Genomic DNA, 15,799 nt, shown 5'->3' with positions numbered 1-15,799 from the left:
CCATACTATGAATCAAGTAACGTGGTCCAAGTTCCTCCAAATGTTCAATAACATGGGTGGACGTATCCTGTTAAAATGAAAAATAAAAAGACGAGTTGCCTCGTCTACCCAATACTTATGAAACTGTTGATTTATCCTGCTTCTTTTCAGTCGTTAACTCAGGATTTTCCCCTTCTGCCTTATCTTCATCATTTACTAGTCCCTTGGTAGCACTCTTGAATTCAGTTAAAGTACGTCCAAAGGCTCTACCGATTTCCGGCAGCTTTTTAGGTCCAAAAATTATCAAGGCAATGACAAGTATTAAAATTAAACCTGGTATACCTATACTTTGAAACATAATGTTCCCCCAAGTAAATAAATTTTGTAATTCCTTTAGCTCATTTTTAGAATAACCTCAGTAAATAAAGTCGTTTGAATCCATTTTCTAATCAAGTTAGGATTTATTTTAATTACCGTTTACCGTTGATATTTGTTCGATAGTTCGGTTCGCTACATAATTTTAAGATTGCTCTACTTATATTTTATGCCCTTTCTAACTCTAATTTATTACTTTTCTTTACCTTTCTTTCCTCTTCAAAATTATACCCACAGCTCTTCCAAGTTCGAATTGTTTATGCGTCCCAACAAGATTAAAGAATGTCTTAAAATTTCACAAAAAATGCAGTAAAGTACATGATTAATAGTCCAATAGCGAATCCCGAAAGGTTTAACCATGAAACAGATGCTTCATTATGTTTTCTATGATCTTCAATGAGCATTTTCGTTATTACATAAATTACTTGAAGAATTGCCCCTGCACCAATACCAAGGAACAAAGCCCCCCAAATTGGTGAGAAGATGAATCCGCCAACCCAAGTACCTGCAATGGCGGGTGCCCCTGCGATAACTCCCAGTAATAAAAAGTCTCTAAATCGAGGTGTGGTCTTTAATAAAGGAGCAGCGATTCCAATCCCTTCCGTAATGTTGTGCAGGGTAAACCCGATAATTAAAAAGGTTCCTAAAGCAGCTTCACCTAGTGCAAAGGAAGAACCAATTGCCAAACCTTCTCCAAAGTTATGAAGCCCTATTCCGGTAGCCATCAACAAAGCCAGACCAAAAGGAGAATATCCTTTCTTTTCTTGTTTTCTTTGTTGATATTGGTCAAATCCGATCAATAATAAGAACGTTAAGGAAGCCGCAATAATGACAACCATATTTCCCTGAAAGACAGAAGGTGCTTCTGCACCAATTTCAAACCCATCAGCCAGAGTTCCAACAAATAAGAATAAAAGGAGCCCAACGGTAAGGGCAAGAATCCCATTTATAAACTTTCGGGAGAAGCGTTTCATAAAGGGATACCACAACAGCCCCAATGTAATCGGGACAATACCAACGTAAAATCCGATTAAGCCGTAATTAAGAAAGTTGCTCCAGGTGGTTTCTGGAGTGAGTGTGGCAGCTGCCACTTCACCTTCCGAGATAATCCCATTCTCTGTGATTAACTTAATGGTATGTGGATCACCTTCCACCCATGGGTAAGAGATGGTCACCTTTCCCTCATCAAATCGTTCAAGTTTTGCTTGGGGAGCGACATTGAAATTCCACACTGAATCATTAACCATCACTTGAGAAATCGTTAAGGGTTCGGGTCCGGTATTACTGACAAATAATTCGAAACCGATTTTAGTTACCTTGATGCGTTCAATATTCAAGACTTCAATCGGTGCTGCAGGATCTTTTTCTACACCTGCTCCATTCTTCAGCACCCATCCTAGCACCCCTATAAGTAATACTAACGGTATTAAAACAGAAATTAACCATTTGCCCTTCATATTATCCCTCCTTTTTTACTCGACCTCAAAGAATCCCATCCAGCCTAACTCAGCAAATTCACTTACATGGGCATGAAACATATATGTTCCCTTGTATGGAAACCGAACTTCAATAATTCCACGTTCTCCCTGACATTGCATGATGGTATCTGTGAACTGAGAGGGGTTATCGTTTCTCCCGGTTGGATAATACGTAAAGTAATTCGCATGCAAATGAAACGAATTTAATAAGTCGAATTCTGTTAAATTACTTAGATAGATCCTTACGAGTTGATCTTTTTTGATTTTAATAGGGTGATTCATAAATGCGAAGGCATAGCCATTCACCGTATAAAACTCGTTTTCGCCGTCTAAATCCAAATCAAAGCCATTCATAACCATGTTTAACTCTAATGCCGGCTCTCTTGGCCTCTTTGGATCAATAATAAAATTACCGTATAATCCCTTATGGATATGACGGGCTAGAGGGAGTACATGGCAATGGTAAATTTGTAATCCGTATGGCTTCGCTTCAAATTCGTACGTGAATTTTTGTCCAGGATAAATGGAAGTTAAACCGTCCATCTCTGGAGGATGGATTCCGTGAAAATGGATAGAGTGAGGGTGGCTGCCCTCATTAATAAAGTGAAACCGCAAAAGGTCACCCTCGGTACAACGAAAAGTTGGTCCTGGTATTGTTCCGTTATACGTCCAGCCTGGAAATTTAATTCCTTTGGCAATTTCGATTTCTTTATCAATTGCCACGACTTCATATTCCCGGAGTATTTGTCCGTTGGACAGCTTAGTAACTTTTCCATAATCAAACTCTGTAAGGAGCCGTTCTGCCATTTTATAACCTGTGGTTTTGGTTTGATCACTCATATTCATATTTGCATGACTGGAATGTTTGCCATTCTTGTGAGGCGATGCCTGAGCCACAGTTGGGAATTGTGCCATTTTATTTAAGTAATAAGATCCAGCTATTCCAAACGCACCAGCAGTCCCCATCTTTAAAATATCTCTGCGGGAAACCTTTTTCTCATCCGACATTACTTGACCCCCTTCTAAAAAGTTTCCTAAAGGAAACTTTTTGTTGTATAAGCTATACTTTAAGTTAGGTACAAGTTTCGTGTCAACTCTTTTTTTAGGCTAAATTCGTATTAAATTATTGCTCAGGTGGGGGATATTCAACCGTATTAAGACAGGGGTGTTTTTTAATACATCAACTATATGTGCTCATATGAATCGGAAACTCTACAGTAGGCTCCTTTGATTTACCTGTGTAATCTTCTCAAACCTATGGATCTCGTACAGCCAACTATGAATATAATCCTTAATTGAATCGAAGGCTTGCTGTATTCTCCAGTCATAATCCTTGCCTTTAGTTTCTATAGCCTGGCGCTTCGTTTTAAAACATCGTTTCACAGTTCGCTTTTCAATCCCGACATTAATCCGAAATGACGATACTTTACTTAACTTACATTGAAAAAAACTCCATGTTGAGCTGGAGGTAGCGTGCTACTGTAGCACTATATTCATACAAAATGTGGATTTGAAAATTGAAATGAAAAGAATCAATTATTGTAAATAAAAAAGTTCTAATATTAAGCATGTCATTAACCGATTCCTTTTTCCAAAAACTTACTATATTTGGGTAAAAAAAGCGGGTTAACAAGGTTTGGCATAGTGTATTATTTACAAACTATTAATAAGCTTTAATAATCGGCATCGATCTTTTTATGACAAAATCCTTAGTTTTTTTCTCCACTTTGGGCTCCTACCATCAATTTCCACCTTATATATGTTACGAATATGGTAATAACCTCCATTTTATTGTGTAAACCGTGACTTTTAGCTTATTTTTCATAAGAAGGAATAAAATCACATGGGATTAACAGAGCATTTAAAAAGGTCTGTTAATTTTGAGGGTAGAGTTTGCTATAAGGAATATAGCATCCCTCAAAAAAATTTTGGAGGTAATGTTAATGATATCTAGCAATAGCGGTTTAAACAGACGTAATTTCTTAAAAGTTGGTGGAATGAGCACTTTAGCATTAACACTTGGTTCAACTGGGGTATTGTCTCTTGCGGGATCTACAAAAGGATTTGCAGTGGAATCTAGCAATCCAACAAGCGGATTTGGTGGATATGGCCCGCTAGTAAAGGATCCAAATGGAGTTCTGGATCTGCCAAGGGGATTTCATTACAAAATGCTTTCAAGAACTGGTGATATCATGCCTAATGGTGACCTTGTTCCTTCTGCTCACGATGGAATGGCTGCCTATAAAGGGGAGAAGGGTACAACCATTCTTGTAAGAAACCATGAAAATGGGACAAATTCTGATTACCCTGTAAATGGAAAAAAACCTTGGAGCGCTGGTGCTGCGGGCGGCACAACCACATTAATCGTGGGACAAAATAATAAAGTCATTGATCAGTATGTATCAAGTTCAGGTACAATCCGTAACTGTGCGGGTGGAGCTACGACTTGGGGTACCTGGTTAACAATGGAGGAAACTCGTGATATGGGACATGGCTTTGTATTTGAAGTAAATCCGCTTGATCCTGAAAACGAAATGTCAAGAACACCAATCCGTGATATGGGTTATTTCTCCCATGAAGCTGGGCATGTTGACCCTTCAACAGGGATTTGGTATTTAACGGAAGATGCAAGTCCAAGCTTCTTGTATCGTTTTACACCACATGACCGTAGTCAAAAACTAGGTTCTCTGCAAAATGGCGGTACACTTGAGGCAGCAGCGATTGATGAATTACCGGCTGCAGCTGCAAGTCAATTTAGTACTAGACAAAAATTCGGGATCGTCTGGAAAAAATTAAATCCTGAAATCGCACAGCAAGACGCTAAGGAAAAAGGCTGTATTCAGTTTAGCCGCTTAGAAGGGGCTTATTTTTCTGAAGGTACTTTATGGTTCGATGATACAAGTGCAGGTTCAGCACGCCTTGGCCGTGTTTATCGCTACACGCCAGCGACAAACACCTTAGAACTATTCTATGAGTCTACGGATAAAAATGATTTAGAAGCTCCAGATAACATTACAATCACTCCTTGGGGAGATCTATGGATCGCCGAAGATGGAGGCGGTAATGATCGTATTGTCGGATTGACTCCTGAAGGAAATATTTATACTTTTGCTGAAAATATGATGAACGGTTCTGAATTTGCAGGCCCTACATTTTCTCCGGATGGAAATACTTTTTTTGTAAATATGCAAACACCTGGTATCACCTTTGCGATTTGGGGACCATTTGCACGCAGAAATTCTACCCGCAGACGAGCTATGAACCATGCTCTGCCTCCAGCAAGTCTTGCCCCTGTTGTTTCGGATAAACTTACTGCATTTGCAGATGAACAAGGTATGCCTTTATTGGAAGCAGCTGCTCTAGAGCGCCATGGTATGCCAATTTTATAAGTAATCATCTCATTTTTTGAGTATGAACAAACCATCATGGTTTAGGAGGTAAGAAGATTGTTATCTAGCATCGGCATTCCTGGCCTAATTCTCATTCTAGTCATTGCGTTAATCATTTTTGGTCCTTCTAAATTACCGGAAATCGGAAGCGCTTTCGGGAAAACTTTAAATGAATTAAAAAAAGCAACAAATGACTTGATCAGCAATGACAAAGAAGAAAAAACTAAACTTGTCGCTCTTGATAAAACCGAAAAGACTGGAAACTAAATAACTTGTGTTTACAATTTAATAGAGTAATTGCTTGGAGGAAATAGGATGAATAAAATGGGAATGAAGTTATTGACGGGCTGCTTTTCGCTGACGATGGCTGCTGCTTTTGTCGGAATGCCCGTAACAGCAGATGCGGAGGAAAAGCTCAAGGAGGGGGAGAAGTTTGAACTCACCATTCTCCAGACGAATGACTTTCATGGCCATTTGGATGACATCGTCACGCTGGTTGATGGAACCATTCATCAAAATTCTATTGCGAAGTATGCCACCATCATTGAAAATGTGCGCAATGAAGAGGAGAATCTGCTTCTCGTCGATGGCGGGGATGTCTTCCTGCGAGGCGAGTTTCAAGCGGGGCAAGGAGAGTTGGAGACGTCTCTTTTGAAAGCTTTGGACTATGATGCAATGGTTCTCGGAAACAACGACTTCCGCGTTTACCCTGCCGGAGAGGGCACACAGGAAAGCCGTTATGAACAGTTAAAGAATTACCACCGCAACGTGAATTTCCCCATCCTTACTGGTAATGTCATTGACAGGGAAACAGGAAAGTACATTCAGAATGTCAAACCTTGGAAGAGTTTTACTTTCAATGGTGTTAAAGTCGGCATGATCGGCCTTACTTCGATGAAGCCGGAAATTCGCGGTTGGAATGATGTTGCTGACCTCGATTTCATTGAACCGGTAGAAGCGTTGAATGAGTTGCTTCCTGAAGTGAGTGAAAAGTCCGACATTAATATTGTCCTTTCGCATGCCGGGAACACTGAAGACCACAACTTGGCTCAGGTTCCAGGAGTTTCAGCGGTAATCGGCGCAGATACACATAAGGTCATCGAAACGCCCGAATACGAATTCAATGGAGAGGTGATGGTGCCAATTACTCAAGCCGGCGGAGAACAAGAACATTATTTGGGCCGCCTGGATTTGACCTTTGAAGTTGTTGACGGGAAAATGACGTTGGCCGAATCCGATGGATTCCTCTACGACGTCACAAATGTCCGAGCCGATTCAGAGATACAAGCAATTATAGACGAATATCGTTCAGAGTTGAATGCGCAATAATTCAAATGAAGTCTTCATAATGCTTTGTCGTTACTTTATTAATTATGCAGTAAGAATGCAAGGTGGTGCAGAAAGTCGGTGAAAGCTAACGACTGCCGGCCTTTTTATTTTTGCATTTCCGCTCTTTCCAAGGAGAACGTCGAACTTAGTGTAGATTTTATCTGTGTTGAGATTGCAAATGATTTGTACTTAAACAACAATGAATAACTTGATTTAAACAATTGTTGATATCCATAAACAACCAATTATATTTTGCCAGCAGATGGTCATAATAAATAAAGAAGAAGGGGCTAGTGATTTACGTATGGTTCATATCATATAGTAAATGAGGTGTCAGTTAAAGACGTTTAACTTAACTACTGGAAGCTTCATAAAAATCGTTTCGAGCAAGGAGATGGTTCGCTTGCACGTAAAAGCAGAAAACTCATTCAATAATTGTCGATTATACTTTGAAAGTTGATAAAACTTTTAAGATATAGGGGATGGTTGCTTTGGATGGTAAACTCTAGTCAGATACCGGTATTTACTCTAATGTAGATGAGGTGTTTATCGCAGAGAATTTATGCTGATTCGAAATGAAGCAAACCCCTTTTTCAGACAGGGTGCAACATTCAGTTGCATCCTGTTTTTATGTGCGTTCTTTTTTTGCTATCACTAGCGTGAGCCATTTTATTAATATCCTTTTCACTTACCTGTTACGTTATAAAATAAAAAAAGAACCCAATTAGGAAAAGCATAAAGGTAACAAGATGATAAAAATATAATACACTAATATCGGAGAAGACATAAATCAAACAAAAAGGATGGGATCCTGATGGTTGATGAAAATAAGCAAAAAAATAATCGGGAACAATGGAAAAAGAAAGTCATGGATAATCTGAAGAGGGAAGCTGTCAAAAATATCATAGCAAGAATGGGAGATTTAGCAAGATTAGATGCTAAAGTCAATAATACTTACACTGTATACATCAAGAATGGAAGGATGATAAAGAAACCTTCAAGTGGGAAGTGTGTTGTCATTAGTGGAAAAATCCAAGATTAAAATTTGTGAAGGAATAGAGAATAAACATTATAGAAGGCGAAGGTATATAGCGGTTGGCCCACAGAAATTGTGCAAGGCCATAACAAAGTTCATGGTGAAAACGTACTTTGTAAGCTTTCTGAAGCCAATGATCGTGTAGAAGATCTCGAGTCCATTACTTTTATGAGTTCTAATTTGATTAGATTTGGTATATTTGAGGTGTACGTCCGAGCAGCTCGAACTAGAAACCCGCATACAGGGGAAGAAAAACTAATTGCTGCTTCCGAAGTTTACTGCTTTTAAACCGGATAAGGAAAAGAAGCGGTTAAATGAAAAAGTATTATATCGTAAAAAAATACTCTGGGATGAGATATTCTCCAGAGTATTTTTTGCTTTATGTAAAGTAGGTTATATACTTTCGCTCCTGTTTTTACATAGATTCCAAGCTTCAATATAAACGAATGGAAATAATGTGGGATTCTTAAATAAAGGCTGTTTTCGCATACTTTGTTGCTATTTACCAAGTAAAGCGGTGTGGTTGATTTCCCCTCCAGATGCTCGCTTTCCGCGGGGCGGGCGGTGAGCCTCCTCGGCGTAAACGCCTGTGGGGTCTCACCTGTCCCGCTGCTCCCGCAGGAGTCTCGCACTTCCGCTTCAATCAACCTTAAATCGTTTCATTTTAAAAACAACAATCTTTACGAAAAGAGCCTTTTTAAAAAATAAATTCTAATATATAGCAGTAGCCAGGACGGGTCGTACGGGTGCGTGCGACATGATTTCGTGAAGAAACTGTCCGCCCCCTGCTTGTAAAAAAATGTTGGAGGTTGGTTGGGACTTAGATATCGTATAACACGATCGGAAGGGACAGGGGAACTGGTTGATAAGCAAAGAAGAACAAACAAAGATATTGACATCCTTTCAGTTGGTTTATTGTTTTAACAGCCTCTGTTAAAGCCCCATTTTAATATGCAATTAAAAAGGAATTTTTGTTAAATTAATACAAAATATATTTCAAAAATAACCTCGACAGAATATATGATAAACCCATATTCAAAGCAGTTAAGTAATAAGTAACCAAGATTTGTAATGGTAAAAAATAGATAATTAAAAGGGAATTCAATACTTTTGTTGAACAAGAATATTGTGGGTCATTTTAAAAGAATAATATTTGTTTTTGTAACCGTTTACATCGAGGTATTTAACTTGATCATGTTAGTGGATTATAAGTCCAAATCGTTAGAGAATGGAGGTTTAACATATGGTTAGCACGATGGCAATCAATAAGGATGATTCTCGTTCCTTCCTAAAGGAAGAACACTTATTATTTAAACAATCAATTTGTGAATTTCTCGCCAAGGAGGCTGTCCCCTTTTATGATCAATGGGACAAGGAGGGGGGGATACCTCGCTCATTTTGGAAAAAGATTGGAGATAATGGATTTTTATGTCCATGGCTTGATGTGGAATTCGGTGGAATAGGAGCAGATTTTGGCTATTCAGTTGTGCTGGCAGAGGAATTGGAATTGGTTGGATCAGTGTTAAGAGGAATATCCATTCATTCTGATGTTATAGCCCCTTATATTGCCTCATTCGGAACAAGAGATCAGAAACAAAGATATTTACCAAAGTTCATTACAGGTGAATTGATTTCAGCCTTTGCATTGACAGAGCCGGGAATGGGTTCGGAATTAGGGGATATTCAAACCACAGCGATCAAGAAAGATGGGTATTATATACTCAATGGAGCCAAAACATTTGTCACAAATGGCTTTAAAGCCGACTTCATGATAGTGGCATGCAAAACGGATCCTAATACAGTTCCTTCCCAAAACGGAATCAGTTTGCTGATTATTGATAAAGATACGCCAGGAATTTCACGGGGAAGAAAGCTTGGTAAAACAGGACAAGGATGCCCAGACACAGCCGAACTATTTTTCGATGATGCTTCAGTTCCTGTTGGCAACCTCATTGGGGAGGAAGGGAAGGGTCTTTCTTATATCATGCAAAAACTGCAGCAGGAAAGACTAATGTGTGCAATCGGGTCTTTAATGGCAGCGAAAGATATGCTTCAATTAACGATGAATTTTATAAGAGGACGAAAAGCATTTGATAAGAAAATAAGTAAATTGAAAAATGCACAGTTTACCATTGCTGAAATAGCGACAGATATTCATCTGGGAAGAACGTTTGTTGATGGGTTGATTCTTAAACATATGACTGGGGAGAAAATCATAGCTGAAGTATCGATGGCTAAATATTGGATAACGGAGATGTCTAAGCGAATATCCGATAAGTGCATGCAATTACATGATGGCTACGGAAATATGGGTGACGATAAAATTGCCCGGCGTCACCGGGACATTCCTTTGACAAAATTCTTTACAGGGACAGACGAAACCGTAAAAACCCTGATTGCTAAAAATATTGGGTTTTAATTCAACTTTAGTTTTTTAAATCATGCAACTACCTCACTTTAAAATGAGGTAGTTTTTTTATCCCATTTATTCAATATAATTCCAACGAACTAAAAGGTTTATACAGTTTGCTTTATGGGTACTAAAGACTGTGCAAATGAAAAATTAATATATTTGTAAAATTTGTAATTGTATGCGAATGATGGAGGTGCTTGTTATGTTAAAGATCGAAAATGTATCGAAAATCTATAAGGGAGGAAAGAAAGCTGTAAAAAATATATCATTGGATATTAAAAAAGGGGAATTCATTTGCTTTATTGGTCCGAGTGGATGCGGTAAGACAACGACTATGAAAATGATTAACCGTCTTATCGAACCGTCGGAAGGCAAGATACTTATTAATGGTGACAACATCATGGATAAAGATCCAGTCGAGCTAAGAAGACAGATCGGGTACGTTATCCAGCAGATCGGACTTTTCCCTCACATGACGATTCTTGAAAATATCACCCTCGTTCCAAAACTTCTTAAATGGAGTGAACAGAAGAAAAAGGAACGCGCATTGGAATTGCTTCAGCTTGTCGATATGGGACCTGAATACCTGGAAAGGTATCCTTACGAATTGAGCGGCGGGCAGCAACAAAGGATAGGCGTTCTCAGAGCACTTGCTTCCAATCCTCCACTCATTTTAATGGATGAACCTTTTGGCGCACTAGATCCGATCACCCGCGATGCCCTTCAGGAGGAATTTAAAAATTTACAGCGCACACTTGATAAAACAATCGTTTTTGTTACCCATGATATGGATGAAGCCATTAAGCTAGCCGACAGGATCGTCATCTTAAAAGCTGGTGAAATCGTCCAAGTGGGAACACCGGATGAAATCCTCAGAAACCCAGCCAATGAGTTTGTGGAAGAATTCATCGGCAAAGATCGCCTGCTTCAAACAAGACCGAATGTTGAGTTGGTTGAACAAATCATGAGTCGAAATCCAATATCCATTACAGAGGAAAAATCCCTTACAGATGCTATTACGATCATGCGCGAGAAAAGGGTAGATTCTCTACTTGTGGTCGATGAGCAAAATGTGTTGAAAGGGTTCGTGGACGTTGAAACGATCAGTGAATATCGAAAAAAGGCTAAATTTATCAGTGAAGTCATCAATACTGAAGTCTATTCAGTGAAACAGGATACTTTAATCCGCGATTCCGTTCAGAAGATTTTAAAAAGAGGGTTCAAATACGTGCCGGTAGTTGACCACAATAAACATTTGGTCGGAATCGTAACTAGGGCTACATTGGTGGACATCGTATATGACAGCATATGGGGAGAAGAAGAAGATCAAATGGAAGAAATGGCAGAAATGATTTAGGAGGTGAATGAGATGGAAACTTTGCTCGATTTTTTACAAACGAACTGGCAAGAATTGATTTATAAGGCATGGGAGCACTTATATATATCCTTGATAGCTGTTTTCCTTGGAATAATAGTTGCCGTACCACTAGGAATCATATTGACGCGAATGAAAAGGAGCGCTTCGATAATAATCGGAATGGCAAACATTATGCAGACATTGCCGAGCTTAGCGGTACTAGCCTTTTTCATTCCTTTCCTCGGAGTTGGGAAAACACCCGCAATCATTGCGTTATTTTTCTATTCCGTTTTACCCATTCTCAGAAATACATACACAGGCATTAAAGGTGTAAATGAAAATCTTCTGGAATCTGGACGCGGAATCGGGATGACAAGCTGGGAGAGAATTCGTCTCGTTGAATTCCCGCTTGCACTTTCCGTCATTATGGCTGGCATCCGTACGGCTTCCGTCTATTTAATTGGATGGGCCACCTTAGCTTCCTTTATTGGAGGCGGGGGACTTGGAGATTACATTTTTATCGGTTTGAATTTATATCAGACAGAATATATCATCGCAGGTGCAGTTCCGGTAATCATCATGGCTATCCTGGTGGATTATGTATTCTCGATCATTGAACGAAAAGTCGTACCAAAAGGATTGAAAGGTATGAAGGAAGTTGCTTGAGGAGGATTACCATGTATAAAAAAATGAGACGTACAATCTTCATGACCCTTTTAGTTTGTTCATTAGTGATTACCGGCTGCTCCTTGCCTGGTTTAGGGTCATCTTCTGAAACTACTGTAAAGATCGGTGCCCAAAGCATGACCGAATCTGAAATCTTGGCGAACATGATCGCTCAACTCCTTGAAAGGAATACGGAAGTTGATACGAAAATCATTAAAAATCTAGGTTCCAATTTCGTTCAGCAAAAGGCGATGGAGACCGGTGACATAGACATAGCCGCAACTCGATATACAGGGACTGATTTAACGAGTGTCCTGGGACAGGAAATTGAAAAGGATCCAGTAAAGGCGATGAAATTTGTTCAAAGGGAATTCAAAGAACAATATGGGTTCAAATTTTTTGATTCTTACGGATTCGATAACACTTATGCTTTTACGATTTCAAATGAATTGGCAGAGGAAAAGGGGTATCAGAAAATATCGGATCTGGAAAAGGATGCAGATAATTTAAGGTTAGGTGTAGACAGTGCTTGGCTGAAAAGAAAAGGGGATGGTTATAAAGGGTTCGTCGATACATATGGATTGGAATTTGGGGAAACTTATCCGATGCAGATTGGCTTGGTTTACGATGCAGTCAAAAATGGTCAGATGGATATTGTCCTTGCATACTCCTCAGATGGACGGATTAAGGTTAATGATTTGAAGCTTTTGGAAGATGATAAACAATATTTCCCTCCATATGACTGTTCACCGGTCGTTACCGAAGAATTATTGAAACGTTATCCTGAAATTGAAGATGAGCTTAACAAGTTAATTGGTGAAATCACTACTGAAACCATGCAGGAACTGAACTATGAAGTTGATGGGAACTTGAAGGAGCCATCGGTCGTAGCAACTGAATTCCTTAAAGCACATAATTACTTTGAATAAATGGGAGGTGCACACTAATGGAAACCTTGCAACAGCTGGGAACTTATTATTCCCAAAATTGGATGTATGTACTAACTGAATTTTATCGTCACTTTTTAATGTCCGCCTATGGAGTTTTATTTGCAGCAATTGTAGCCATCCCGATAGGCATTTTCATCGCGAAACAAAAGAAATTGAGCAATTGGGTTTTTTCGATAACGAATGTCATACAAACCACACCAGCATTGGCTATGCTCGCTCTCCTGATGCTAGTAATGGGGTTAGGAACAAATACGGTTATCTTATCATTGTTTTTATATTCCTTACTGCCAATCTTGAGGAACACTTATGTCGGAATTACAAGTATAGATCATGCTTATTTAGAATCTGGCAAGGCAATGGGGATGACTAAGCTCCAGTTACTAAGAATGGTCGAACTGCCATTATCTCTGTCTGTCATCATGGCTGGCTTACGTACAGCGCTTGTCGTTGCCATTGGAGTAACCGCGGTCGGTACATTCGTAGGCGCAGGCGGACTGGGGGATATCATTGTCAGGGGAACGAATGCTTCAAATGGGACGGCAATCATACTTGCAGGAGCTATTCCGACGGCATTGATGGCCATTCTCTCAGATCTTATACTCGGCTGGCTGGAACGAATTCTTTCACCGATAAAAAAGAAAAAAATTCATACTGCCTAAACCAAAAAAGCCATTGCATGTTAATGCAATGGCTTTTCCATGGCCAGAAATGACAATTACCGATGAGAAGTCGGAAGCCCAGACTGGCAGACTTAGTTTTTTATTTCAGAAAAAGGGTAACTATAAGGGTAGTCGTAAAAAAATATAAGGGGAATCAATCATGAAACTTACACCGGAGCAGCGTATTGAACTTCATGGCTTTAATAATCTTACGAAATCTTTAAGCTTTAATATGTATGATATTTGTTACACAAAAACGAGGGAAGAGAGAGAGGCCTACCTGGATTATATCGATGAACAATATAATGCAGAGCGGCTTTCGAAGATCTTGCACAATGTTTCTGATTTAATTGGAGCACATGTTTTAAATACGGCCAAACAGGATTATGTCCCTCAAGGCGCAAGTGTAACCATTCTTGTTTCGGAAGGTCCTGTCGTAGAAGTACCTACGGGAACTTATGAAGAATCACCAGGACCTTTACCTGATAATGTGGTCATGCAACTCGATAAAAGCCATATTACCGTACATACATACCCTGAATTCCATCCAAATGAAGGCATTAGCACATTCAGGGCCGATATCGACGTCTCTACTTGTGGGGAAATATCACCTCTTAAAGCCCTTAATTATCTCATTCATTCCTTCGATACCGACATTATCACGATCGATTACCGAGTAAGAGGCTTTACAAGAGATAAAGATGGGCGGAAATTGTTCATTGATCACGATATTAATTCCATTCAAAACTATATTCCTGATGAAGTGAAGGGTTTATATGACATGATAGATGTGAATGTATACCAGGAAAATATATTCCATACAAAATGTAAGCTGAAAAGATTCGAAATTAATAATTACCTATTCGGCTATACAGAGGAAAAGCTGAATAAAGAGGAAAGGCAAGAAATTATAGAAAGGCTTCGAACGGAGATGGATGAAATTTTTTACGGTGCCAATGTTCCACATCCGATAGAAAAAAACAAGCATGCCGATTAAGGGATGCTTGTTTTAATTGAAAAGTTAATTTAAATGGAAAACCTGAACTAATACATACCCGAGACAAGTCAATAATATAGAGCCGATCAGTCCAGCTATAAAAGGTTTACCGCCATATTTTCTAAAGGTTACGAGGTCAATATTCAATCCTAGTCCTGCCATGGACATAGCCATGAGGATATAGGAAAGCATAACAATTTTATCGGCTATGGGTTCAGGAACTGCACCAGTAGAATAGAGGGCACTCATTAACAAAAATCCAAAAATAAACCAAGGTATTTGAATGGACTTCCAGGTAAATTTCTTTCCGTTATCTCTTGATCGATCTTTCCAATTCATGATGAAACCGATTAAAATGGCAACGGGAATGAGCAGGGCCACCCTGGTCAATTTGACCACGACTGCCAAGTCGACTGCCTCATTTCCCCCTGGCGCCGCTGCAGCGATCACGTGAGCGATTTCATGGAGTGTCGCTCCCGAGAATATACCATATCCATGATCGGATAACTCCAATAATGGATATAGGATTGTATAACCGAAAGTGAAGGTTGTACCCAAAACAGCAACCGTCGCTACGGCTATTGCTGTATCTTTTTCTTTTGCTTTTATTTGGGAGGAAATTGCCAGGATGGCAGCAGCTCCACAAATTCCCGTTCCGCAAGCTGTCAATATGCCTAGCTTTTTCTCAACTTTAAAAAGACGGGTAAATCCATAAACTACCAATATAGCAAATACAAGACAAATGGCACCCACTGCAAATGTTTTCGGACCGGCATTAAATATATCCTTTAGGTTCAGGCGCATTCCCAATAAGATAATGCCCATCCTCAAAAGGACTTTACTTGAATAATTTGTCCCTGCAACGGTGTAAGCTGGGACGCCAATGATCGCTTTCCAAACAACACCAATCAGTATCGCAATGACTAACTGTCCCATTATATGAAGGAATGGAAGCTCTGCTAAGTATTTTGCAGCAATGGCAATTAGCAAAGTCAATGCTATTCCTTTTGTAAATCCAAGTTTTTTAGTTTCGACGTTTGTTTGTTCCAGTGTGATCACTCCATCTTTGTTGATGCCTTAACTTTAAATCTAAATTAAAAATAAGTGAAATATATTTTTGCTATTTCAAAGATTACTTTTACTTATGATAAAATGAAACACATAGGTAAAT

Annotated in this window: 15 protein-coding genes; 11 read left to right on the top strand and 4 right to left on the bottom strand. The window is 39.2% G+C overall.

The genetic code is table 11. The features are described 5' to 3' along the window. Nucleotides 1-115: 115 nt before the first annotated feature. From BW986_RS18320 to BW986_RS18310, 3 genes are all read right to left on the bottom strand, one after another. Complete coding sequence (locus BW986_RS18320) at nt 116-337, bottom strand: twin-arginine translocase TatA/TatE family subunit (protein ID WP_076369435.1); 222 nt, start codon at nt 335-337, stop codon at nt 116-118. 304 nt (nt 338-641) lie between these two features. After that, nucleotides 642-1,811, bottom strand: a complete 1,170-nt coding sequence (locus BW986_RS18315) for a ZIP family metal transporter (protein WP_076369433.1) — start codon at nt 1,809-1,811, stop codon at nt 642-644. Nucleotides 1,812-1,826: 15 nt separating this feature from the next. Continuing rightward, entirely contained in the window at nt 1,827-2,840 is a 1,014-nt protein-coding gene (locus BW986_RS18310) for a multicopper oxidase domain-containing protein (RefSeq protein WP_076369431.1), read from the bottom strand. A gap of 935 nt (nt 2,841-3,775) precedes the next feature. Here BW986_RS18310 and BW986_RS18305 point away from each other — a divergent pair. From BW986_RS18305 to speD, 11 genes are all read left to right on the top strand, one after another. After that, nucleotides 3,776-5,221 (top strand): alkaline phosphatase PhoX, encoded by a 1,446-nt coding sequence (locus tag BW986_RS18305; RefSeq protein ID WP_076369429.1) that lies wholly within the window; start codon nt 3,776-3,778, stop codon nt 5,219-5,221. Nucleotides 5,222-5,278: 57 nt separating this feature from the next. Beyond that, nucleotides 5,279-5,488 (top strand): twin-arginine translocase TatA/TatE family subunit, encoded by a 210-nt coding sequence (gene tatA, locus BW986_RS18300; protein WP_076369427.1) that lies wholly within the window; start codon nt 5,279-5,281, stop codon nt 5,486-5,488. Between the two features lie 48 nt (nt 5,489-5,536). After that, nucleotides 5,537-6,550 carry a bifunctional metallophosphatase/5'-nucleotidase gene (locus BW986_RS18295; RefSeq protein WP_076369425.1) on the top strand — a complete coding sequence of 338 codons (1,014 nt, stop codon included), beginning with the start codon at nt 5,537-5,539 and terminating at the stop codon, nt 6,548-6,550. 814 nt (nt 6,551-7,364) lie between these two features. After that, on the top strand, nt 7,365-7,592 hold the full coding sequence (locus BW986_RS18290) for a hypothetical protein (RefSeq protein WP_076369423.1): 228 nt from the start codon (nt 7,365-7,367) through the stop codon (nt 7,590-7,592). Between the two features lie 162 nt (nt 7,593-7,754). After that, nucleotides 7,755-7,874, top strand: a complete 120-nt coding sequence (locus BW986_RS31260; protein WP_397222578.1) for an HU family DNA-binding protein — start codon at nt 7,755-7,757, stop codon at nt 7,872-7,874. A 955-nt stretch (nt 7,875-8,829) separates the two neighbouring features. Next, complete coding sequence (locus tag BW986_RS18275; RefSeq protein WP_076369417.1) at nt 8,830-10,005, top strand: acyl-CoA dehydrogenase family protein; 1,176 nt, start codon at nt 8,830-8,832, stop codon at nt 10,003-10,005. A gap of 196 nt (nt 10,006-10,201) precedes the next feature. Then, nucleotides 10,202-11,356 (top strand): betaine/proline/choline family ABC transporter ATP-binding protein, encoded by a 1,155-nt coding sequence (locus BW986_RS18270; RefSeq protein WP_076369415.1) that lies wholly within the window; start codon nt 10,202-10,204, stop codon nt 11,354-11,356. Between the two features lie 12 nt (nt 11,357-11,368). Then, nucleotides 11,369-12,022: an ABC transporter permease gene (locus BW986_RS18265; RefSeq protein ID WP_076369413.1), complete on the top strand. Its 654-nt coding sequence runs from the start codon at nt 11,369-11,371 to the stop codon at nt 12,020-12,022. A gap of 11 nt (nt 12,023-12,033) precedes the next feature. Further along, a complete protein-coding gene (locus tag BW986_RS18260; RefSeq protein WP_076369411.1) occupies nt 12,034-12,951 on the top strand; it encodes an osmoprotectant ABC transporter substrate-binding protein in 918 nt (305 codons plus the stop codon). A 17-nt stretch (nt 12,952-12,968) separates the two neighbouring features. After that, nucleotides 12,969-13,631: an ABC transporter permease gene (locus tag BW986_RS18255; RefSeq protein ID WP_076369409.1), complete on the top strand. Its 663-nt coding sequence runs from the start codon at nt 12,969-12,971 to the stop codon at nt 13,629-13,631. Nucleotides 13,632-13,791: 160 nt separating this feature from the next. Further along, entirely contained in the window at nt 13,792-14,628 is an 837-nt protein-coding gene (speD, locus tag BW986_RS18250) for an adenosylmethionine decarboxylase (RefSeq protein WP_076369407.1), read from the top strand. 24 nt (nt 14,629-14,652) lie between these two features. On the opposite strand, the gene BW986_RS18245 is transcribed toward speD, so the two are convergent. Then, nucleotides 14,653-15,678, bottom strand: a complete 1,026-nt coding sequence (locus BW986_RS18245) for a YeiH family protein (RefSeq protein WP_076369914.1) — start codon at nt 15,676-15,678, stop codon at nt 14,653-14,655. Between the last annotated feature and the right edge of the window lie 121 nt (nt 15,679-15,799).

The sequence above is a fragment of the Peribacillus simplex genome (genome assembly GCF_900156045.1).
Lineage (GTDB): Bacteria > Bacillota > Bacilli > Bacillales > DSM-1321 > Peribacillus > Peribacillus simplex_D.
Note: the sequence above shows the minus strand (reverse complement) of the source record. Positions and strands in the feature narration are given on the sequence as shown.

Coding starts and splice junctions, on each gene's coding strand:
- BW986_RS18320 (WP_076369435.1), bottom strand. CDS start 337: ATGTTTCAAAGTATAGGTATACCAGGTTTAATTTTAATACTTGTCATT.
- BW986_RS18315 (WP_076369433.1), bottom strand. CDS start 1,811: ATGAAGGGCAAATGGTTAATTTCTGTTTTAATACCGTTAGTATTACTT.
- BW986_RS18310 (WP_076369431.1), bottom strand. CDS start 2,840: ATGTCGGATGAGAAAAAGGTTTCCCGCAGAGATATTTTAAAGATGGGG.
- BW986_RS18305 (WP_076369429.1), top strand. CDS start 3,776: ATGATATCTAGCAATAGCGGTTTAAACAGACGTAATTTCTTAAAAGTT.
- BW986_RS18295 (WP_076369425.1), top strand. CDS start 5,537: ATGAATAAAATGGGAATGAAGTTATTGACGGGCTGCTTTTCGCTGACG.
- BW986_RS18290 (WP_076369423.1), top strand. CDS start 7,365: ATGGTTGATGAAAATAAGCAAAAAAATAATCGGGAACAATGGAAAAAG.
- BW986_RS31260 (WP_397222578.1), top strand. CDS start 7,755: ATGAGTTCTAATTTGATTAGATTTGGTATATTTGAGGTGTACGTCCGA.
- BW986_RS18275 (WP_076369417.1), top strand. CDS start 8,830: ATGGTTAGCACGATGGCAATCAATAAGGATGATTCTCGTTCCTTCCTA.
- BW986_RS18270 (WP_076369415.1), top strand. CDS start 10,202: ATGTTAAAGATCGAAAATGTATCGAAAATCTATAAGGGAGGAAAGAAA.
- BW986_RS18265 (WP_076369413.1), top strand. CDS start 11,369: ATGGAAACTTTGCTCGATTTTTTACAAACGAACTGGCAAGAATTGATT.
- BW986_RS18260 (WP_076369411.1), top strand. CDS start 12,034: ATGTATAAAAAAATGAGACGTACAATCTTCATGACCCTTTTAGTTTGT.
- BW986_RS18255 (WP_076369409.1), top strand. CDS start 12,969: ATGGAAACCTTGCAACAGCTGGGAACTTATTATTCCCAAAATTGGATG.
- speD (WP_076369407.1), top strand. CDS start 13,792: ATGAAACTTACACCGGAGCAGCGTATTGAACTTCATGGCTTTAATAAT.